This window comes from Variovorax sp. dw_308 (genome assembly GCF_019207085.1).
Taxonomy (GTDB): Bacteria; Pseudomonadota; Gammaproteobacteria; order Burkholderiales; family Burkholderiaceae_C; genus Variovorax.
In genome coordinates this window covers 539,939-559,046 of sequence record NZ_JAATOM010000004.1, presented here as the reverse complement: position 1 = coordinate 559,046, position 19,108 = coordinate 539,939, and the positions used below count along the sequence as shown (strand labels likewise).

General features: G+C 66.3%; 15 protein-coding genes and 1 tRNA gene. 7 read left to right on the top strand and 9 right to left on the bottom strand.

From position 1 onward, the window contains the following. Positions 1-76 precede the first annotated feature (76 nt). Together HCU76_RS11925 and HCU76_RS11920 are read right to left on the bottom strand one after the other, a co-directional pair. Complete coding sequence (locus HCU76_RS11925) at positions 77-1,021, bottom strand: hypothetical protein (RefSeq protein WP_371319796.1); 945 nt, start codon at positions 1,019-1,021, stop codon at positions 77-79. An 86-nt stretch (positions 1,022-1,107) separates the two neighbouring features. Beyond that, the gene (locus HCU76_RS11920; RefSeq protein WP_213953794.1) at positions 1,108-1,581 is read right to left on the bottom strand and encodes a MarR family winged helix-turn-helix transcriptional regulator; all 474 of its coding nucleotides are present in this window, start codon (positions 1,579-1,581) and stop codon (positions 1,108-1,110) included. A gap of 54 nt (positions 1,582-1,635) precedes the next feature. Here HCU76_RS11920 and HCU76_RS11915 point away from each other — a divergent pair, with 54 nt between their 5' ends. Further along, entirely contained in the window at positions 1,636-2,085 is a 450-nt protein-coding gene (locus tag HCU76_RS11915; RefSeq protein ID WP_213953793.1) for a cupin domain-containing protein, read from the top strand. Positions 2,086-2,207: 122 nt separating this feature from the next. On the opposite strand, the gene HCU76_RS11910 is transcribed toward HCU76_RS11915, so the two are convergent. Next, positions 2,208-2,281, bottom strand: a tRNA-Gly gene (locus tag HCU76_RS11910). A 107-nt stretch (positions 2,282-2,388) separates the two neighbouring features. Between HCU76_RS11910 and HCU76_RS11905 the strand changes: the two genes are divergently transcribed. Beyond that, positions 2,389-2,589 (top strand): hypothetical protein, encoded by a 201-nt coding sequence (locus HCU76_RS11905; RefSeq protein WP_218509375.1) that lies wholly within the window; start codon positions 2,389-2,391, stop codon positions 2,587-2,589. A 47-nt stretch (positions 2,590-2,636) separates the two neighbouring features. Here the strand turns inward: HCU76_RS11905 and HCU76_RS11900 are convergent, their stop codons facing one another. Further along, entirely contained in the window at positions 2,637-3,977 is a 1,341-nt protein-coding gene (locus tag HCU76_RS11900) for an MFS transporter (protein ID WP_371319802.1), read from the bottom strand. A 742-nt stretch (positions 3,978-4,719) separates the two neighbouring features. Between HCU76_RS11900 and HCU76_RS11895 the strand changes: the two genes are divergently transcribed. Continuing rightward, positions 4,720-5,670: a cupin-like domain-containing protein gene (locus HCU76_RS11895; RefSeq protein ID WP_218509374.1), complete on the top strand. Its 951-nt coding sequence runs from the start codon at positions 4,720-4,722 to the stop codon at positions 5,668-5,670. 9 nt (positions 5,671-5,679) lie between these two features. On the opposite strand, the gene HCU76_RS11890 is transcribed toward HCU76_RS11895, so the two are convergent. Continuing rightward, positions 5,680-7,920 (bottom strand): LTA synthase family protein, encoded by a 2,241-nt coding sequence (locus HCU76_RS11890; protein ID WP_218509373.1) that lies wholly within the window; start codon positions 7,918-7,920, stop codon positions 5,680-5,682. 438 nt (positions 7,921-8,358) lie between these two features. On the opposite strand from HCU76_RS11890, the gene HCU76_RS11885 reads away from it, so the two are divergent. Genes HCU76_RS11885 through HCU76_RS11875 form a run of 3 tightly spaced genes read left to right on the top strand, consistent with a single transcriptional unit; the run spans position 8,359 to position 11,573 of the window. Further along, positions 8,359-9,222 carry an alpha/beta fold hydrolase gene (locus tag HCU76_RS11885; RefSeq protein ID WP_256354128.1) on the top strand — a complete coding sequence of 288 codons (864 nt, stop codon included), beginning with the start codon at positions 8,359-8,361 and terminating at the stop codon, positions 9,220-9,222. 16 nt (positions 9,223-9,238) lie between these two features. Next, a complete protein-coding gene (locus HCU76_RS11880; RefSeq protein ID WP_218509372.1) occupies positions 9,239-10,714 on the top strand; it encodes a wax ester/triacylglycerol synthase family O-acyltransferase in 1,476 nt (491 codons plus the stop codon). Positions 10,715-10,724: 10 nt separating this feature from the next. Then, positions 10,725-11,573, top strand: a complete 849-nt coding sequence (locus tag HCU76_RS11875; RefSeq protein WP_256354127.1) for a triacylglycerol lipase — start codon at positions 10,725-10,727, stop codon at positions 11,571-11,573. Between the two features lie 35 nt (positions 11,574-11,608). Here the strand turns inward: HCU76_RS11875 and HCU76_RS11870 are convergent, their stop codons facing one another. The 4 genes from HCU76_RS11870 to imuA are packed head-to-tail and all read right to left on the bottom strand — an operon-like array spanning position 11,609 to position 17,966. Further along, complete coding sequence (locus tag HCU76_RS11870) at positions 11,609-12,499, bottom strand: hypothetical protein (RefSeq protein WP_213953786.1); 891 nt, start codon at positions 12,497-12,499, stop codon at positions 11,609-11,611. Positions 12,500-12,516: 17 nt separating this feature from the next. After that, positions 12,517-15,915, bottom strand: a complete 3,399-nt coding sequence (locus HCU76_RS11865) for an error-prone DNA polymerase (RefSeq protein ID WP_218509371.1) — start codon at positions 15,913-15,915, stop codon at positions 12,517-12,519. Beyond that, positions 15,908-17,212 carry a DNA polymerase Y family protein gene (locus HCU76_RS11860; RefSeq protein WP_218509370.1) on the bottom strand — a complete coding sequence of 435 codons (1,305 nt, stop codon included), beginning with the start codon at positions 17,210-17,212 and terminating at the stop codon, positions 15,908-15,910. Before HCU76_RS11860 ends, HCU76_RS11865 begins: the two co-directional genes overlap by 8 nt. After that, entirely contained in the window at positions 17,181-17,966 is a 786-nt protein-coding gene (gene imuA / locus HCU76_RS11855; RefSeq protein ID WP_213953783.1) for a translesion DNA synthesis-associated protein ImuA, read from the bottom strand. The genes HCU76_RS11860 and imuA overlap by 32 nt, the downstream gene beginning before the upstream one ends. Before the next feature lie 260 nt (positions 17,967-18,226). Here imuA and HCU76_RS11850 point away from each other — a divergent pair, with 260 nt between their 5' ends. Then, the gene (locus HCU76_RS11850) at positions 18,227-19,054 is read left to right on the top strand and encodes an outer envelope protein (RefSeq protein WP_218509369.1); all 828 of its coding nucleotides are present in this window, start codon (positions 18,227-18,229) and stop codon (positions 19,052-19,054) included. Positions 19,055-19,108: the final 54 nt, after the last annotated feature.

Sequence of the window (19,108 nt, the reverse complement as noted above, 5' to 3'; positions counted from 1 at the left end):
CGCGGCCTGGGCCCGCGCAATCAAGCTGGTCGGGATGGCAAGACCACTTCGACCGGGGACCGGCCCCACTGCGGCATCAAAAACTCGCTGCCAGCCCGAGCGATACGCCCGAGACGTTGTTCCCGAACACATAGCGCACCACCGCGCGCAGCCGCGTGACGAAGACATCGTGCGCGCTGGTGTCCAGTTCGAGCCCGAGACCCAGCGTGGTCAGGCGGTCGAAGCCCAGGATATCGGCCTGGCTGCCGAGGTAGCGCGAGTGCGAAAACTCCAGCACATAGCGCAACGGCCGGTCCAGCGCCATCAGCCCGGTGGGTGCGCGGTAGCGGGCCCAGACATTGGCGGTGCGCGCCGAGGCGCTGCCCTGCAAGGACGGGTTGTCGACACCGTAGGTTTTCAGGCGGATGTCGGTGTAGCGCAGCTCCACGTCGACCTCGTAGTCCTCCCGGTAATGCTCCCAGTCGAGCATGACGGCGCCGCCCAGGCCATAGACATCGAGACGTCCGCCGTTGATGAACTCGATCTGCCGGTCGGTGACATGGTTCACGTAGGCCTGCGCAACGCGCAGGTCGCTGGCCACGGTGCCGAGCGAAAAATTGAAGATCGGCCTGAAGGCGAGCTCCGACGTGATCGGGAAATCCCAGCCAATGCCGCCGGTTCCGCTCAGGGTGTTCCATCGGGTCGGCAAGCGGCGCGATTCGGTGCCGTCGCTGGCGACGAAGACCGGGTCATAGCGGCTGTAGGCCGCCGCGCCCTCCAGGTAAAGGGGAAACGACTTGCTGAAGGTGAAGCCCCCGCCCAGCTGCGTCATGAAGATGCCGTTGCTATCGCTGCTGGCGTTCTTGATCGACAGGTTGCTGGAGGTGAGGTCGGGCACCACTGAATACGACATCAGCGCCAGCACCCCATTGGCCTGGTCCTGCACCCTGGGCCCCAGGATGTTGAGGTTCTGAGCCCACACGCCTGCGGGCGACACCGCGCACGCAACCATTGCCAGGCCGCACCAGAAACGAGCAGACATTCTTCGATTGCCCTCGAGCGTTGTTGTTGGTTGTAAGACCGGCATGCTAATGGCAAGGCGCATGCCAAGCCAAGCCTCCCCAAAGACTAGTTGACCTTGCCGAGCTGCTTCGACAGCTCGTGCAGCGTCTGGCGCAATTCCTCGAAGCGCTCCTTGCCGAGCAGCGCGGCCCACTCTCCCTCGACGGTGGCCACGCACTCGCGGATTTGCTCGATCAGGCGCCAGCCTCTGGCGGTGAGGTGAACGACACGCGTGGCCACGTCGGCCCCGTCGCGCCGCTCGATCAGGTCCTGCCGCTCCAGGCTCGCAAGCACGTAGTTCATGGCTTGGCGCGTCATGTCGCACCGGCGCGAAAGCTCGGCCGGACGCAGGCCGTCCGGTCCTGGAAACAGGAACACGCGCAGCTCCGTCATCGTGACCTGGAAGCCATGTGCCTGCAGCGATTCGAGCATGCGGCCGACCATCACCTCGTGCGGCAGGCGCAGCAGCGAACCGATCATCGGGGTGATGACCAACGGCTTCACGTTGCGCACGCGGGTCGTCTTTCTGGTGGTTGACATTTGCGTAAAGTATTTGTACTGTTGCGTACAGATTTTTTACACGAGGAGTGTGCCATGAGTGAAGCCATTGCGTCCACGGAACAGGAAGTCATTCACGTCGGCCAGATCGAGATCCGCTACCTGCACGAGGCCGGCAGCGGCCGCCAGATCGGCTGCTTCGAAATGCTCGTTCCACCGGGTTCCAACGTGCCGCCGCCCCACAGCCATTCGGCCAACGAGGAGTTGGTCTATGCGCTGGAGGGGATCCTGCGCTACTCCGTGGGCGGCGAGACCCGCGACCTTCGGCCCGGCGACTCGATGACGACACCGCGCGGCGTGGTCCATGCCTTCAGCAATCCGCATGCCGCCCCGGCGCGTGCGCTGGTGATCAACACGCCGGACATCGGCGCGGCGTACTTTCGCGAAGTCGGCGCGATCATCGGCGCCGGCGGGCCGCCGGACAAGGCAAAGCTGATGGCGACGATGCAGCGCTTCGGGCTGGTGCCCGCCGCGCCGCCGGGCTGAGGAGCCGCAACTTGCAGGAAGAACGGCCTGCGCAGCAGGAATTCCACGACCTCGATTCGGGCCCGGCGCCTTCTGCATGGCCAACGAAAAAGCCCCTTGCGGGGCCTTGGCGCGGATTCGATTGGAGCGGGTGAAGGGAATCGAACCCTCGTATGAAGCTTGGGAAGCTGCCGTTCTACCATTGAACTACACCCGCGTTGGCCACAATTCTAGCGGCTGTCCCGAAGGTCACCTCGACGTCGTGGCGGTTGCGTTTGCACAGGGCTGTCGATTGACCGCACGCTGGTCCAGGGACTCGCCGGCATGCTGCTCATCGGTGCGGCGTCGTGCTGCCTGCTGCGCCGCGACAGGCCGCGCACGCCCGTCACCCGTGCGCCGGCAACGCGGGCATCGCGCTCTGCGCTCTGGTCCCTGCGGCCTCGCCTGCTGGGCGTCAAGCTCCGGCGCCGGGCCTGGACCGCGGCGCTGGCCTTGACCGGCGTCCAGCTGATGACGGTCCGGTAACGATGCGCCGGCATCGCCGGGCCGACGCCAGCACGCCCCGCCTCGTTTCAGTGCACTGCTACGCGGGGACCTGACAGCGCCGGCCGCTTGCTGCCGACCACCACGAACATCAGGATGGCGGCGAGGACGTAGCAGGCCGCCACCACATACATGCTCATGTTCCCGTTGCCGGTCGCCTTGGTCAGGGCGGCGTTCATCGACGGGGCGACCGACGGGCCGAAGGCGCCGAGGCTGCTGATGAGCGCGATGCCGCCGGCGGCCGACGCCTTTGGCAGGTATTCGGTCGCGGCGGCCCAGAACAGCGGGGTGGTCGCGGCATAGACCGCCGTCAGCGACAGGCCGGCCATCGACAGTTGCAGGTTCCCTTGCGTCATGGTCATCATCCAGAGGCCGCACGCAGCCAGCAGCGCCGCGACGCCGAAGTGCAGGCGACGGTCCCTGAGCTTGTCGGAACTGCGGCCGAACAGCACCATGCTGAACACGCCGACCATGTTCGGAATGGCCGACAGAAGGCCCACCGTGAAGAGGTCAGCGACGCCCCCGCTCTGGATGAGCGTGGGCTTCCAGAAGACGATCGTGTAGGCGCATCCCATCAGCAGGAAATAGACCAACGCGAAGGCGTAGACCTTCGGGTCCCGCAGCAGCTGCCCGAACGAATGCCCCTTGTTGTCACCGGTGCTGGCATCCTGTTCCAGGTTGTAGTTCAGGAGCGCCTTTTCGCTGTCGCTCAGCCATTTTGCGCCGGCAGGCCTGTCGTCCAGCCAGACATAGATGATCACGCCGAGAATCGTGGCGGGCAGCCCCTGGACAAGGAACAGCCACTGCCAGCCATGCCAGCCGTTCATGCCTTCCATGTACTTGAGGGTCGCGCCCGAGAGGGGCCCTGCGGCAATGCTGATCAGGCTGGTGGCCGTCATGAAAATGGCGATCACCTGTCCACGCCGCACTGACGGATACCAGAAGGTGAAGTACAGGATCACGCCCGGAAAGAAGCCCGCTTCGCAGGCACCCAGCAGGAAGCGCACGATGTAGAACTGCGTGGGCGTGGTCACGAACATCATGCCCGCCGCCATCAAGCCCCAGAGGACCATGATGCGCAGCAAGGTCTTGCGTGCTCCGATCTTGACCAGCAACAGGTTGCTGGGCACCTCGAAGATCAGGTAGCCGACGAAGAAAATTCCGGCGCCCAGCGCGTAGACCTCGTCGCCCCAGGGCAGGGACTTCTTCATGCCGAGCTGGGCATACCCGATGTTGACGCGATCGAGGTAGGCGATCATGTACCCGAACAGAAGAACGGGAATGAGCCGCCAGCCTATCTTTCTGTACAGGGCTTCCTGCCGGCTGGGATCGGCCGTCGAGGATGCCCTGCCGTCGGCACCGTGGTGGATATGGTGCTCAATTTTTCCTCCTCCTGATGAAAGCCGCCTCTCCGGGCGGCGAATGAAGGGCGCCTGCGACGACGCCCGGAACTACATGAGCGGGATGTGCCCGAGTGCGGCGGCAAGCGGCGCCGTCCGCGCGCTCGCGGTCAGTGGGATTGGGGCGGGAGGTGGGATCGAGCTTGCCGCAGGCACCCCGAAGGCGCGCGGGCCGACCCGGCGCAAAGACACCGGTCGCTGTTCCTGACGATGAATTTCATGCAATGCCTCCTCTTGCGCCGTGCCGATCAAGTCGACCAGTGCCGTGTTCTTGGTGTCGTGATTTCGACGAGACGAGCGTCTCGAAAACCGCAACCTCTGTCAAGGAGGCCGAGCCTAGGACCTCGCGTTCAGCCTTTTGTGACTTCCACCTGACTCACGACCGCCTTCGCGCACAGGGCGCTCCTTCGTTCGAAGGATGCAAGCGTCGGCGGGGCGGATCGCGCTGCGGTGCGCGACTCCCGCGATTGGAACTCACGTACAGCTGGGACCAGAACAAGTGCGCCGGCCTGTCCAGCGACAGGGCGTGACCAACCGAGCGCCGCTTCCACCGCCGCGGCACACATCAGCGGACACACCCCACGCCACCGACTCACTCGGCCATTCGGCCAGTTGACCCGCCGCGAGCGAAGTGACAGATTGTGACTTGCGGGCACAAACTGTTGAACAACGCGTGCAAACGTGGCCGGTGTGTTCGCCATAGGAGTCAAACATGCTGGGTGAATTCGTTCCAAGGAGCGTGGCTGCAAAACTGGCAGAGCGGGGACGCGGCCTGCCGGAACACTTGATCGATTTCTCGCCGGACACGGTCAGGGCGTCCTACAACCGGCAACCCTTCCTGGTCAGCCATCACCTCGACGAGCATCCCGCCTTCAGGCTGCCGTCCCTGTTCGCGCTGTGCCGGCGCCTGCCGCCGAGCGAAGTGAAGTACCGGGTCGGCGTGATCCCGGCTACCGCGGATTTCGACTCCTCCTACGCGCGCTTCAGCAAGGGCCTTTCACTGGACGATGTGCTCGACCGTTTCGAGCAATCCAGGGCCTACATCTGCATCTACAACCCGGAGCGCGACCCGGCGTACCGGCCGATCCTGGAGGGCATCCTGTCCGAGGTGGCGGCAGCCATCGACGAATGTGATCCGGTCATCACCTGGTATTCGACCTACATCTTCATCTCGACACAGGATTCGGTCACGCCCTATCACATGGACCGCGAGATGAACTTCCTGATGCAGGTGCGCGGCACGAAGACAGTGGCGCTGTGGGACCCCGCCGACGACGAAGTCATGAGTCCGGCGGACAAGGACCGGCTGCTCTCGATGTTCGGCAGCCAGCGGGCCACCTATTCGCCCTCCTTCGAATCGAAGGCGATGACCTACGAATTGCGGCCGGGGCTCGGCGTGCACCATCCCTTCATCGCGCCGCATCGGGTGACCACGGGCGCCGAGTTGTCGATATCGCTGGCCTTCACCTTCCGCACCCAGAAATCCGACAAGCTGACCAGCGCGCACGCGTTCAATTACATGTTGCGCCGTTGCGGCTGGCTACCAGCGGAAGTGGGGCACAGCGCGGTCGCCGACGAGATCAAGGTGGTGGCCTCGAATGCCGCGAAGGTGCCGATCAGCCTGCTGCAAAGGGCCTGGCGCGCGCGGCGCATGGCCACCTGAACGCAAGACCTACTTGTCGAGCCAGGGAGCGTCGGGCCCCGCGGAAGGATCGGGCCTCGCGAACAGCGACAGCTGGGCCCGCTTCTGCCACTCGAGCATGCGCGTACGGGCCTGCGCGAGTTCGTCTGCCGGCACGTTCTGCACCGGCGCCGCTTCGACCGGGTCCTTGTCGAGATCGAAGGTCAGCATCGGCGTGCCGTCCAGCGGGTAGAGGTATTTGCGTGTGCCACGGCGCGTGCCCAGCATGGAGCCGGTGATGCTGCTGGTGAAGTAAAGATCCCGATTCGCATCCACTGGCGCCAGCAGCGACTGCCCTGGAAGCCGCGCCCCTTCGATCTGGTAGCCGAGCAGTTGGGCGATCGTCGGAAGAATGTCGATCTGCTGCCGCGCGCCCTGCACTCTCGTCCCCTTCAACCCGGGCACGCCAGGCGCATAGACCACGAAAGGTATGCGCACGCCTTCCTCATAGAGGATGTTGAACGATTGCTTGGCGTCGTGCTCCTCGAGCATCACGCCGTGGTCCCCCAGGAACACGAAGATCGTGTCATCGAGGACGCCGAGTTTCGCGTAGCCGTCCATCAGTTGGGCCAGCACGCTGTCGATGTAGGCCAGGCAGTTGTAGTAAGCCTGCAGAGAGGGCTTGTCCACGCCCTCGAAGTGGATCTTCTTCCACGTCGACGGCGTCCTGAAATCATGGTGGCCGACGTTCGTCATGATGGTTGTCATGAACGGTCGCTTCGCCTGCACCTGCGTCGCCGTCCAAGCCATGATCGGATCGACCATCTTGTCGTCGGCGATCCCGAAATAGGTCGGCCATTCATCGCCCGGCTTGGCAAGGTCGCGCTCTGATTGCACGTGCTCGAAGCCAATGGACCGGATGACTTGCGGGTCGCTCAGGAACTGAATGTCGGTCGGCGTGAAGAAGCTCGTGGCATACCCCGCCTCGCGCAGTGCCGACGGCAGCGACCGGATGCGCGGATGATTCTCGTTGGCGGCCGCCCATCGCGCCGTGCCCTGGTTGGCCAGCGGGTACTGCCCATCGAGCACCGCCACCCAGGCCATCGTCGTGCGTGGCGATACGACGCTCATGTCCTCGACCATCAGGCCTTGATCGGCCAGCCGCTTCAGGAACGGCATGGTGGGAAGCTGCGGCGTAGTCACGGTGCTCGACTGCGCGCGGATCGATTCCATCATCACGACGACCACGTTCTTCCGCTGCGTCTTGTCGGTGGCCTTGAACGTCATGCCCGCGCTATACCAGGGCGGCCTGCCGGTACGCTGGAATTCGTTTTCCACGTTGACCTCGGCCTCCGACGCTGCCGACGGCATGGCCGTCCTGGCCAGGGTGACCAGCGTCCCCTCGGCATAGCGGTGCACCTCCATCACAGCGGGAGAAGGCGCCGGAAGCAGGAGCGCCAGCGTCCCGACCAGCGCGATGGCGCCGCCAACGTACGCCTGCGGCCCGGTGGCCATCGGCTGGCGCACGAGCGCACGTTGGCGCCAGGCCCAGGCCAGCGCGAGGACGACGCCGCCCACCAGACCCACCACGCGGAAGGGGGTCACCTCCGACTTGACCAGGGGCACCATGTCCTGCGCGTTCTGCAACGCAAAAAGCAGGACCATCGTGTTGGCCGGCTGGCCCGTGGCGAACTGATAGGCCAGGTCGATACCCACCAGCGCGCACAGCGCGATGACGATGACCTGCAGCAGGGTGATCGTGGCCGTGTGCGCGATGCGCGGGGCGAGCCGGATCACGGCGCCGAACACCAGCACCGTGGCGGCAATCGACAAGGCATCGCGCCAAAGACAGACCGCCAAGGCCCAGCATTGGACGACAGCGGTGCTCGCCCACCTTGCCAACACGGGCAGCACACTCGTTCCCGGTTGACGCAAGGTAAAGGCAAGCGCGAGCCCGAGCATCACGACAAGAGCGACAGGCAGGATGACCCAGCGCTGGCGCCGGAAGAACAAGCGCTGAATACACCAGCCCACGAACAAGGCGGCCAGGAAGCGCAGTGGCTGGAACCACGCCAGCCAACCCGCGATGGCCATCAAGCCAAGGTCTCCCTTCGGCACCCCGTAGAGCCCGTCCATGACAAGGAGGGTCTTGGCAAAGGCCAGCCATGCGGCCAACGGAATGACCAGAAGAAATGCGAGCCTCCACGGTCCCATGCGTTGCGCGGTGCTGTTTGCCAGTTCCCCGCCCGTCGAAGGCGGACGAACGTGCGCACCCGGCTGCGAAATACTCATTCCTGTTTACTCATTCCTGTTGCTCCCGAACACCGCGGCACACGCCGATCGGAGCGTTGACGAGACGGGCCGGCAATCCTACAGGCGAAGTGTCAACAGAAAGTTCACAGAGGTAACGACGCCGGTAACCATCGCGCAATAACGCACGAGCTGGCTCCGCCCTTGCCTCGCTGATGCATCCAGCCGGTTCGACAGCTCGAAGGGGCAGCCGTTGTCGTGATTTTGACCACAGACCGGGCAGCGTTTTCACCTAACTGTCGCCACCGTTCGCATCAGGTGCTTGCGCACTGCATAGAGTGCTTGCCAATGCGTGCGATCAGACACGCCGTGAACAGGGGGGAACCAATGTATTCAATCGACACCGCCTCGGCAGAGGCACGAGCCCATGTATCCGACGGAATCGAGCTGGCGTATCAGGAGTTCGGCAGGCGTTCTGCCATGCCTCTGCTTTTGGTCATGGGGCTTGGCGGATCGATGGTCGCGTGGGACGACGAGTTCTGCCAGGCGTTGGCTGGACGTGGCTTCCGGGTGATCCGCTTCGACAACCGTGACTGTGGCCACTCCACCCGGCTCGATGACTGCGGCGTTCCCGACATGGCCTGCATGTTTGGCCAATTGGCAGCCGGCTTGCCCGTGCAGGCTCCCTACCTGCTCCCGGACATGGCCGATGACGCCGTTGGCCTGCTCGATGCGCTGGGAATCGACAGCGCGCATGTGGCGGGTGTGTCGATGGGCGGGATGATCGCCCAGGAGATGGCCATCCGGCACCCGCGGCGCGTCAGCACGCTGACGTCCATCATGTCGTCCACCGGCAAGCCCGGCCTGCCCCCGGCGCGGCCGGAGGCGATGGCGGCATTGATGACGCCCACACCGTCGGACTGGCCCGGCTACCTCGCGCGCCACCGGCGGGTCTGGTCGGTGCTTTGCGGCTACAAGTACCCGCTCGACCCCGTGCGCAGCGAGGCCATGGCGCAGCGTCTCTTCGCGCGCGGTCCCCATCCCGCAGGCACCGCGCGCCAGTTGGCTGCCGTGCTGGCGTCCGGAAACCGCAAGCCGGCGCTGGCCGAGGTGCGCATTCCCACGCTGGTCATGCACGGCAGCGACGACGCGCTGGTGCCCATGGCCTGCGGCATCGACACTGCGGAGGCCATTCCCAAGGCGCGGCTGCGCATCCTCGAAGGCATGGGACACAACCTGCCCTTCGAATTGTGGCCAGCCATCATCGACGCCATCGCGGAACAGGCGGGCGCGCCCGGGACGCCGGCGCCGCACATGACGAATCAACAGGTACTCCAGGACTGAAGAGAAAATGATCCCGATGATCGGACAACCCAGGTTCCAGCAACTCAACGGCGAGGACGCGCGGCTGCTTGCATCGGAAGCGCCGCATGCGCGCGCCCATGCCACGCTGGTCCACATCTACGACCCTTCGACGGCGCCGGGCGGCATGGTCCGATTCAAGGCCGTCTTGGCGCAGATCGAGAGCCGGCTGCATCGCGCACCGGTGTTCCGGCAGAAGCTGCTGCACATGCCGATGGAAGTCGACCGGCCGTACTGGGTGGACGACGAGAGCTTCGACATCGAATCGCACGTCAGCCATTCGGCACTTCCCAAGCCGGGCGACTGGCGCCAGTTCTGCATCATGGCCTCGCGCATCCATGCACGCGTGCTCGACATGGACCGCTCGCCCTGGGAGATCCATGTCATCGAAGGGCTCGACACGCTGCCCGGACTGCCGCCCGGCTGCTTCGCGCTGCTCACCAAGCTGCACCACACCCTCATCGGCATGGACGGCACCGACGGCATCACCGCGCTGATCCACGATCACACGGCCCAGGTCGCGGTCGCCCCGCCGCCGGTGCCGTGGTTTCCGCGGCCCGCGCCACGCAGCGGATCGCTGTACCTGCGCCCCCGCCTCGGCACGCTCAAGGACCCGGCTGCCTTCGCGTGGCCCGTGATGCGCGCGTTCGAAGGACTGAGTTCGATGTCGCGCGTGATGGTGCACGGCATGCTGGAAGCGCCGGCAGCGAACGCCGTGTCACGGTTCAATGCCGTCGTGTCCGCGCGCCGCGTCTTCGAGACCCGGCTGTTCGAACTCGAGACTTTCCGCCAGATGCGCGGACTGGCACGCGACGCGGCCGTCAACGATTGCGTGCTCGCGGTGTGCGGCGGCGCATTGCGGCGCTACCTGGACCAGCACGGCGAACTGCCTGAACTGAGCATGTCGGCGGTCGTCCCCTATCTCAACATGAACGCGACCTACGCCCAGTCGCAGCGCTACAAGATCGGCCGGGTGCGGGTCGACCTGGGCACCACCATCGACGATCCGGCCGAGCGCCTGGCGCATATCTGTGCACAGACCTCCAGCTTGCGCGCTCGCGCGGTGGGCGCACGCGACCTGATCGATGGCGACAAGCATTCGTCGTCGGCCACGCTGGCCCTGTCGGGCAAGGTGCTGAGCATGGCGCAGTCGGACCAGCGCCAACTGGCGCCGCTGGCCAACTGCTCGATCATCAATGTGCCGGGGCCTTCCACGCCGCTGTACCTGGTCGGCGCCCGCCTCGCACGCTTCACCGGCCTGATGCCGATCTGCGACGGCATGGGCCTGGTGCTGGCAGCCACCAGCTACGACGGCGGGATGAACATCTCCGTCACCTCGTGCCGCGAGCAGTTGACCGATCCGGCGGCTTTCGCGCAATGCCTGCAGGAGAGCTTCGACGAGTACGCGGCGGCGGTCGAGACAAGGCGCGCGCAGGCCGGGAAGAAGCGCCCGGCCCGTGCCGTGTCAAAGTGAGGTGACGCCGATGTCCGCAAAGAACCAAACCCAGCACTTGCCCATCATGAACAACCCGGATCAAGTCACCCCCGGCCGCCACAAGGTCCGCCTCTGGCATACCGCCCTCGAAGGTGTTCGCGCCATGGCGGAAGCGACCGTGTCGGCATGCTCCTGGCCCGTGCTGTCCACTGCACCCAAGGGCGACGGCCATCCGGTGCTCCTGGTGCCTGGCTTCATGGCGCCCGAGTCGACGATGGTGCCGCTCAAGGCCTTTTTGTCGAATCGCGGATATGCGGTGGAGAGCTGGGGCTTCGGCCGCAATGTCGGCTTCCAGGCAAAGCACGCCGCAGCCCTCGAGCACAAGCTCGAGTACATGCGCCACCAGCATGGCCGCAAGGTCAGCATGGTCGGCTGGAGCCTGGGCGGGGTGTTCGGCCTCTATGCCTCGCATCGTGCGCCGGATTGCGTGCGCTCGCTGATCACGCTCGGCAGCCCGGTGACGCCCAACGCCGCTGGCACCGGTGCCGCGCCCAGCGTGGTTGCGATGTACCGCGCGGTCGCGCACCGCCTCGGGCCGGATGCGCACTTGATGCAGCCCCATGTGCGCAAGGCCCTGTCGCATTCGCCCGCCCACCCGATGAGTTGCCTGTGGTCGCGCTCGGACGGCGTGGTGCCGCCAATGGAAGCGCAAGTCGACGATGACTCGCCGGTGCATGAAAACATCCTCGTGCCTGGCAGCCACTGCGGCCTGGCCTTCAATGCGCTGGTGCTCTGGATCATCGCGGAGCGCCTGTCACAGCCCGAGGACAACTGGCAGCCTTTTGCGCCGACGGGCATGCCCGGCGCGACCTATCGCGCGCTCTCCGCCACTTTCTGAAGCCCACCCCGAATGCGCCCGCGGCGCCTCGGGGTTCAGAGCGCGTCTTGCGCCTCTTCGTCGAAGCCCTGAACGGGCTGCGCCTTGGCCAGCGCCATCCAGACGCTGAACGGAATGCGTTGCACCGGGCGATGCAGGGCTGCGCGCGCAACTGACAACCGCCCCGCTTCGAGCACGAGCACACCACATGCTTCGGGGATTTCGTCAGGCGAGGCGATGCAGCGGCCTCGGGCGTCATTGCCCAGCACGTACCAGCATTGGCCGCCCAGGTCGAGATAGGCCGCCCGCTTGTCGGGCTTGCGCAGGTCGCCGAGCAGGTCGGCCCGGCTGACCTTGACCTCGTGCACGACGGGGTGTGCATAGGCTTCGACGGTGGTGTTGCGGATCGAGAAGACATCGGGCCGGGCAATGCACCAGCGCGGCTTGCCGCCCTCCTCCAACGGCTCCAGCCGCGCCCGCAGGCTCAGGCCGCGCCAGGCGATGCGGCCGCCGCGCGTCATCTCTCGCGCGACCTGATCGACCAGGGCTTCGTGCATCGACAAGGCCGAGCGGTTGACCACGAGCGAGGTTGCGACGTGGGCAATGCCGCGGTCGGTGAGGCGCAGGGTTTCGTGGCCATGCGTCGAGCGCACGCGTTCGAGCAGACCCGCGGCCAGCAACTCGATCTCGATCACGTCGCAGCAGGGCCAGCCTGCCGAGCGATGGATGTCGCGCAGGCGCCGGGCGTGCGCGCGGCCGAGTACGATGGTGTTGAGGAGCGGGTCCTTGACGGGTGGCGCGGTGCCCGGGTCGGTAATGGGCGGAACGACAGGCGGCGGGTCGCCCTCGGGCGGCGGACCTGGCGGCATGTAGGGCGGAGGCATCGGCGGCACGCCGGTGGGCGGCGGGTCGACAGGCACCTCGTGGGCGGCGATTGCGGCTGACATTTCGCGAAGCGTAATGACTAATGAAAGTCCCGGCTACTGTGGTTGGCGGCCAGCCGACCCATCAGCGGGGTCAAATCCCGAAAGCCCGTCGCGACCACGTGGCAGACCTTGCCACCGGTGTCGACGTCGCGCTGCCAGGTGCCCTGCACGGCGAGCAGATGCGACTGCAAGAGCGGGCCGCGCCAAGCCTCGACGATGGAACTCCAGACGATCACGTTGACGTTGCCGGTCTCGTCCTCCAGCGTGACGAAGATGGTGCCGTTGGCGGTCTGCGGGCGCTGCCGGCCCATGACGATGCCGCAGGCACGCACGGTGCGGCCATTGGGCAGGTCATGCAACTGCCGGGCGCTGAGAAGCTTCATGCGGGCGAGGCGCGGGCGCAGCAGTTCGAGGGGGTGGCGGCGCAGCGTGAGGCGCAGCGAGGCGTAGTCGCCGACGATCTCCTCGCCTTCCGGGGCCGGGGGCAGTTCCAGCTTGGGTTCGTGGATCGGCACGCCCTTGAGCAGCGCGGGAGAGCGGCGCTGGGCGGTGGCGTCCCAGACCTGCTGGCGGCGGTGGCCCGAGAGCGCCATGAGCGCGTCGGCGCCGGCCAGGGCGGCCATGTCCTTGGCGTCGAGTTCGGCGCGCAGGGCGAGGTCTTCGGTACTGGTGAAGGGTTGTTGTGCGCGGGCTTCCAGCAAGCGCTTGGCGCCGGCTTCGCTGAGGCCGACGATGCGGCGCAGGCCGAGTCTCACGGCGGGTTGGTGGGGGTTGGCGCCCTCACCCCAGCGCTCTCCCGCTGGCGGGAGAGGGAGTGATTGGCCTTTCCCGCGCGCGGGAAGGGGCGAAGGCCCCCCGCCCTCACCCCGGCCCTCTCCCGGAAGCGGGAGCGGGAGTGGGGACTCCAGGGTGCAGTCGTTGTGGCTCACCATGACGTCTACCGGGCGCACTTCCACGCCGTGGCGGCGGGCGTCCTGCACGAGCTGCGAGGGCGAATAGAAACCCATCGGCTGCGAGTCGAGCATGGCCGCGAGGAAGCAGGCCGGCTCGTAGTGCTTGAGCCAGCAGCTCGCGACCACCAGCAGCGCGAAGCTCGCGGCATGGCTCTCCGGGAATCCGTATTCGCCGAAGCCCTGGATCTGCTTGAAGATGGCTTCGGCAAAGCCGCGGTCGTAACCGCGCTCGACCATGCCGTTCACCAGCCGGTCGTAGAAATGGCCGACACCGCCCTTGCGCTTCCACGCGGCCATGGAGCGGCGCAGCTTGTCGGCTTCATCGGGCGTGAACTCGGCGGCGATCATCGCGATCTGCATCACCTGCTCCTGGAAGATCGGCACGCCCAGCGTGCGACCGAGCGCCTGCTCAAGGCCCTTGGGATAGTCGACGAGCTTCGGGTTCTGGCGACGCTTGAGGTACGGATGCACCATGCCACCCTGGATCGGCCCGGGCCGCACGATCGCGACCTCGATCACCAGGTCGTAGTAGCAGCGCGGCTTGAGGCGCGGCAGCATCGACATCTGCGCGCGGCTCTCGATCTGAAACACGCCGATGGTGTCGGCCTCGCAGATCATGTCGTAGACCTTGTCGTCGTCGTTCGGGATCTGGTGCATCTCCAGCGAGGTGCCGCGCCACTGGTTGACGAAGTCGAGCGCGCGGCGGATGGCGCTCAGCATGCCGAGCGCCAGCACGTCGACCTTGAGCATGCCCATGGCTTCCAGGTCGTCCTTCTCCCACTGGATGACGGATCGGTCTTTCATCGACGCCTTCTCGACCGGCACCAGCCGCGTGAGCTTGCTCTGCGTGAGCACGAAACCGCCGACGTGCTGGCTCAGGTGACGCGGAAAGCCCTTGAGCTGCTGCGTGAGTTCAAGCCACTGGCGCAGCTTGAGCGTGCTCTCGCGCACGCCGGCCGTGAGCATCGCCTGCTCGATGCGCTCGTCCTGCACGTCGTGGTCGAACCAGTGGTGGTCCTTGGCGAAGGCCTCGATGAGACGCTCGTCGATGGCCAGCGCCTTGCCCACGTCGCGCAAGGCGCTGCGCGTGCGCCAGCAGATGACGACGGCGGCGATGGCGGCGCGGTCGCGGCCGTATTTCTCGTAGATGTACTGGATGACCTCCTCGCGCCGCTGGTGCTCGAAGTCGACGTCGATGTCGGGCGGCTCGCGGCGCTCGCGGCTCAGGAAGCGCTCGAACAGCAGGTTGCCGGTCTCGGGGTTGATGGCGGTGATCTGCAGGCAAAAGCAGACAGCCGAATTGGCGGACGATCCGCGGCCCTGGCACAGGATGTGCCGCTCGCGGGCGAAGCGCACGATGTCCTCGACGGTGAGGAAGAACATCTCGTACTTCAGCTCGACGATGAGGTCGAGCTCGCGCTGGATCTGGAAACGGATCTTGTCGTCCATGCCATCCGGGTAGCGCACGCGGGCGCCCTCCCAGGTCTTGCGCACCAGCGTCTGCGTGGGTGTCTCGCCGCCGCCGACGAGTTCGAGCGGGTACTTGTAATGCTCGCGGATCAGTTCGAGGTCGAAGCGGCAGCGTTCCATCACGACCAGGGTGTTGGCCAGCAAGTCCGGCGGATAGAGATCGGCCAGGCGCATGCGAGAGCGCAGGTGGCGCTCTGCATTGGCCTGTAGCGCAAAGCCGCACTCGGCCACCGACTTGCCTTCGCGGATGGCGGTGACCACGTCCTGCAGGGGCTTGCGCGAACGCTTGTGCATGTGCACGTCGCCGGCGGCCACGAGGGGCACGCCGGCCTGATTGGCGAGTTGCTGCAGCGAGGCGAGCCAGAGGTCGTCGTCGAGGTTGTTGAGCAGTTCGACGGCGATCCACAGGTTGGCACCGAACAACTCGAAAGCGCTCGCCACATCCGCGCCGGCCACCGCCAAGTCCATCGCCTCGCCGGGCACGCGCCGCGGCACGAACAGCACTTCGCAATGCTGCAGCGACGCCACCTCGCTGGTGGCCCAATCCACGCGGTATTCGCCCTTGGGCGCCGCGGTGTTGCGCGCGGCGGTGATGAACTCGCAGAGATTGCCCCAGCCTTCGAGGTCATGGGCGATCACCACGAGCCTGAAGCGCCCGAAGGCGAACTCGCTGCCGAACAGCACGCGAAAGCCGGGGTTGCGCGGCAGCGGCGCCTCGTCGGGATGGGTCCGCTCGTATTCGGTGAGCGCTTCCAGGTGATCGCGCAGGCCGACATGCGCGCGCACCACGCCGGCCACCGAGCATTCGTCGGTGATGGCCAGCGCGCGATAGCCGAGTTGATAGGCGCGCTCAACCAGTTCCTCCGGGTTCGATGCGCCGCGCTGGAAGCTGAAGTTGCTCAAGGCATGCAGCTCGGCATAGTCGGGCAGGCCCGGCACGATGGCGCGCCTTGGGGGCTCGCGCAGCGGATGCGGCTTGCGTGCCTGCAATTGCTTGTCGCTGAGTTCAGGCATAGAGGCCTTGCAGGTACCAGCGCGGCGCCTGGTCCAGGGCCAGCGGGGCGGAGAGCCGCTCGCGGTAGACCCACACCAGTCCGGCCTCCGGGCTTTCGGCGATGTAGTAGTCGCGCACCGCCGGATGGCCGCCCTCTTCCTCCTTGCCACCCCACCAGCCGGCCTCCAGGCGCTGCGGGCCGCTGAGGCGACGCAGCTTGCCGCGGTAGTACGGATGCCCGCCGCGCATTTCGAGCGGCAAGGGCTGGCGCAACAGCCAGGGGGGATACAGGCCGTCGGGCTGCAAGGCGGGCACGGCGGCGCTGGTTCTGGCCAGCGCCGGCTGCCAGCCCTGCATGGCCTCGGGCCGATGGTCGGCCTGCGTCACCGGCACGACCACCTGCTGCGCCCCGAGCCGCGCGCTGAGGCGCTCGACCAACTCATGCAGCTTGTCGCCCTTGCGGGAATCCTCGGGCAGGAAGCTGGTGCTGGCGCCGGCCCACGGCGAAGTCTCGACCGTGCGCAGGCGCAGCCAGCTGGCGGGCGCTGCCAGTTGGGTGAGCGCCAGTTTCTCGCTCATCAGGCGGCGCAGGTGCGCCATGTCCTGCGTGGGCTGGGCCGTGCGTACGGTGAAGCTTTGGTGCGGCGGCAGGTTGACGCCGTTGAAGCGCTTGAGGTCGAGCGTCCATTGCAGTTCCAGCGCCACCGCGCCGCGCTGGCGTGCGCGCAGCCAGACCTGCAGTGCGGACAACAGGCGGTTGGCCGACCACATGAGCTCGGGCGCGGTTTCGGCGAGCGCGGGCAACTCCAGTTTTTGCTCGAACACGTCGGGCAGCGTGAGCCACGTGTACTGGTCGGGGCGCAGGCCCCAGGCGACATCCAGCGTTTCCCTCAAGGCCGTATCGAAGCGCCGCGCCAGCCCGCCACGCGGCAGCGCCGCGACATCGCCCCAGGTCTGGCAGCCGAGGCGGGCCAGCACGTCGAGGTGCGGCAGGGCCGCCGTGAGGGTGTCCAGCGGCAAGGCCGCCGGCACATCTGCGGGTGGCTTCTGGCCGCGGGCGAACAGGCGCAGGCGGGCCAGCGCGATCAGGCTGGTCGCGCCTTGCGCCCGCTGCACGCGCCCCTCTGACGGGTTTGCAGCGGAAATCTGGCGCATCAACGAAAGCCGGCCACCCCACAAGCGTTCGCAAGCCGAGACATCGAGGAGCAAGCCCTCGTCGAGCCAGGCCACCCGCGGCGTGAACTGCAGCGCCCACCAGCCGAGTGCCTCGCGCGGGAGTTCGGGTTCAGGCTGCCACCGGAGCGCGACCCAATGCACCTTGTGCTCCTTTCCATGTGTCGATCCGGACCACGACAGGGCCCAGCTCGAGGGGCGCGCCTTGCGGGTGCAGGCGCGCCTTGCGACGCATCTGGCTGGCGGCCAGCAGCGCGCTCATGCGACCGTTGCGCGCGGGCAGCGTGAGCGGCATGGCCAGCGGCGGGCCGCGGCGCTTGAGCAGGTGGACCTGCATATGGGCCTCGTCACGCACCACCTGCAAGCGCAGCCGCGCCGGGGAAGCCGTTTGCGCGACCGATTCGGGCCGGAACACGAACAGCAGCGCCTCGTGCTGCGCCGCCGCGAGTTGCAATCGACGCAGTTCGCCCACGCGCGCCTGCGGCAGCCAGGCGAGAACGGCGGCCACGTCGGCGCAGCGCAGTGCCTGCTCGCAGGCCCAGAGGCAGGCGCCGGACGCCTGGCCCCGAATCCACATCAAGGCCTCCACCGGCAACCCTCCCGCCGCCAGCGCCGGACCAAAAGGCTCGTGCGGCGCACCGACCATCACCACCGGCCCGCCCCGGTCCTGCACCGCCTGCGCCAGGGCCGGCAACAGCAACTGCCAGACATGCGCCTCGGGCGTGGATTGCAGCACCTCCGTCATGGCGCCGACGGGCCAGCCGCCGCCGGGCAGTTCGGCATCCAGCGCGGCATGGCCGGTGGCGACGACCTGCGCGTCGGCACCGCCCAGCTCGTCGCCGCGCCACACGTTGTGGCGCCCGGAAGCGAGGAAAGAGTCGAGGGAAAGAAGGCCCATGATGGAATCGATTACTGTATTTTTATACAGTATTTTGACGCCATGGTTTTTTCTTTTTCAAGCGGGGCCTAGCGCTTGTCCCGCACAGTACGTCTCGATCCTGAAAGGCTGTCAATGGGCCGGAGAGCCAATGGAAGGTCGTCAGGCAACTGCATAAACTGACCTCCAGCAGCACCCTAATGACCGGCGAGTCAGTTCTGGCACACTTCCTGCACGTTTTGTTTCATCTCCTTTCCCAACCTTTCCCGACCGTGCTCCCCATGAAATCCAAAGCAGCGAATGCGTTCGCTGGCGTTGCAATCGCCGCCTTCGCCTTCGCCAGTTCCTTCGCCCACGCCGACTTCCTCGACTGGAGCGATACCTCACTCGGCTACCGCTACGGCACCCAGTTCCGCGAGCCCTTCAACAAGCAGGACATCGCGAAGAACGTCGTCAACTTCACCCACGCGGATGGCTTCAAGTACGGCACCAACTACCTGAACATCGACGTGCTCAAGTCCGACAGCAAGGACAGCGACGCGACGGAAACGTACATCGTCTATCGCAACACGCTCGATCTCGGCAAGATCACCGGCAACAGCCTTGCCATGGGACCGGTGCGCGGACTGGGCATCACCAGCGGCCTCGACTGGAACCACAAGAACGATCCCGGCTACGCCTCGCGCAAGCAGATGCTCGTCCTCGGCCCGACCTTCATGATGGACGTGCCAGGCTTCCTCAACGTCAGCGTGCTGGCCCTGTGGGAAAGCAACGAACCCAACAGCATCGACAAGCGCTATTACTACAAGACGCACCCTGCCCTGAGCGTGACCTGGGCGATCCCCCTGGGCGACACCAACCTGTCGTTCGAGGGCTACCTGAACTGGATCGCACCCAAGGGCAAGGACGAGTTCGGCGTGAACACCGCCACCGAAACCAACTTCGACGGCATCCTCTGGTACGACGCGGGCGTGCCGCTCAACTGGGGCAAGAACAAGTTCCGGGTGGGCCTGGAATACCAGTACTGGCGCAACAAGTTCGGCAACCCCAGCAGCGTCCCGGGCTCGCTCGCGAAGACGCCGCAGATCCGCGCCGAATACCACTTCTGACGCTGGTCGGCCGATGCGCGGCGGCCGCATTTCCGCATGCCGCATCGGTTGCGA

Excerpts from the sequence above, each read along its gene's own strand:
- HCU76_RS11925 (WP_371319796.1), bottom strand. The coding sequence starts at position 1,021 with ATGTCTGCTCGTTTCTGGTGCGGCCTGGCAATGGTTGCGTGCGCGGTG.
- HCU76_RS11895 (WP_218509374.1), top strand. The coding sequence starts at position 4,720 with ATGCTGGGTGAATTCGTTCCAAGGAGCGTGGCTGCAAAACTGGCAGAG.
- HCU76_RS11905 (WP_218509375.1), top strand. The coding sequence starts at position 2,389 with ATGCTGCTCATCGGTGCGGCGTCGTGCTGCCTGCTGCGCCGCGACAGG.
- HCU76_RS11850 (WP_218509369.1), top strand. The coding sequence starts at position 18,227 with ATGAAATCCAAAGCAGCGAATGCGTTCGCTGGCGTTGCAATCGCCGCC.
- HCU76_RS11875 (WP_256354127.1), top strand. The coding sequence starts at position 10,725 with ATGTCCGCAAAGAACCAAACCCAGCACTTGCCCATCATGAACAACCCG.
- HCU76_RS11865 (WP_218509371.1), bottom strand. The coding sequence starts at position 15,915 with ATGCCTGAACTCAGCGACAAGCAATTGCAGGCACGCAAGCCGCATCCG.
- HCU76_RS11920 (WP_213953794.1), bottom strand. The coding sequence starts at position 1,581 with ATGTCAACCACCAGAAAGACGACCCGCGTGCGCAACGTGAAGCCGTTG.
- imuA (WP_213953783.1), bottom strand. The coding sequence starts at position 17,966 with ATGGGCCTTCTTTCCCTCGACTCTTTCCTCGCTTCCGGGCGCCACAAC.
- HCU76_RS11870 (WP_213953786.1), bottom strand. The coding sequence starts at position 12,499 with ATGTCAGCCGCAATCGCCGCCCACGAGGTGCCTGTCGACCCGCCGCCC.
- HCU76_RS11890 (WP_218509373.1), bottom strand. The coding sequence starts at position 7,920 with ATGAGTATTTCGCAGCCGGGTGCGCACGTTCGTCCGCCTTCGACGGGC.
- HCU76_RS11915 (WP_213953793.1), top strand. The coding sequence starts at position 1,636 with ATGAGTGAAGCCATTGCGTCCACGGAACAGGAAGTCATTCACGTCGGC.
- HCU76_RS11880 (WP_218509372.1), top strand. The coding sequence starts at position 9,239 with ATGATCGGACAACCCAGGTTCCAGCAACTCAACGGCGAGGACGCGCGG.
- HCU76_RS11885 (WP_256354128.1), top strand. The coding sequence starts at position 8,359 with ATGCCTCTGCTTTTGGTCATGGGGCTTGGCGGATCGATGGTCGCGTGG.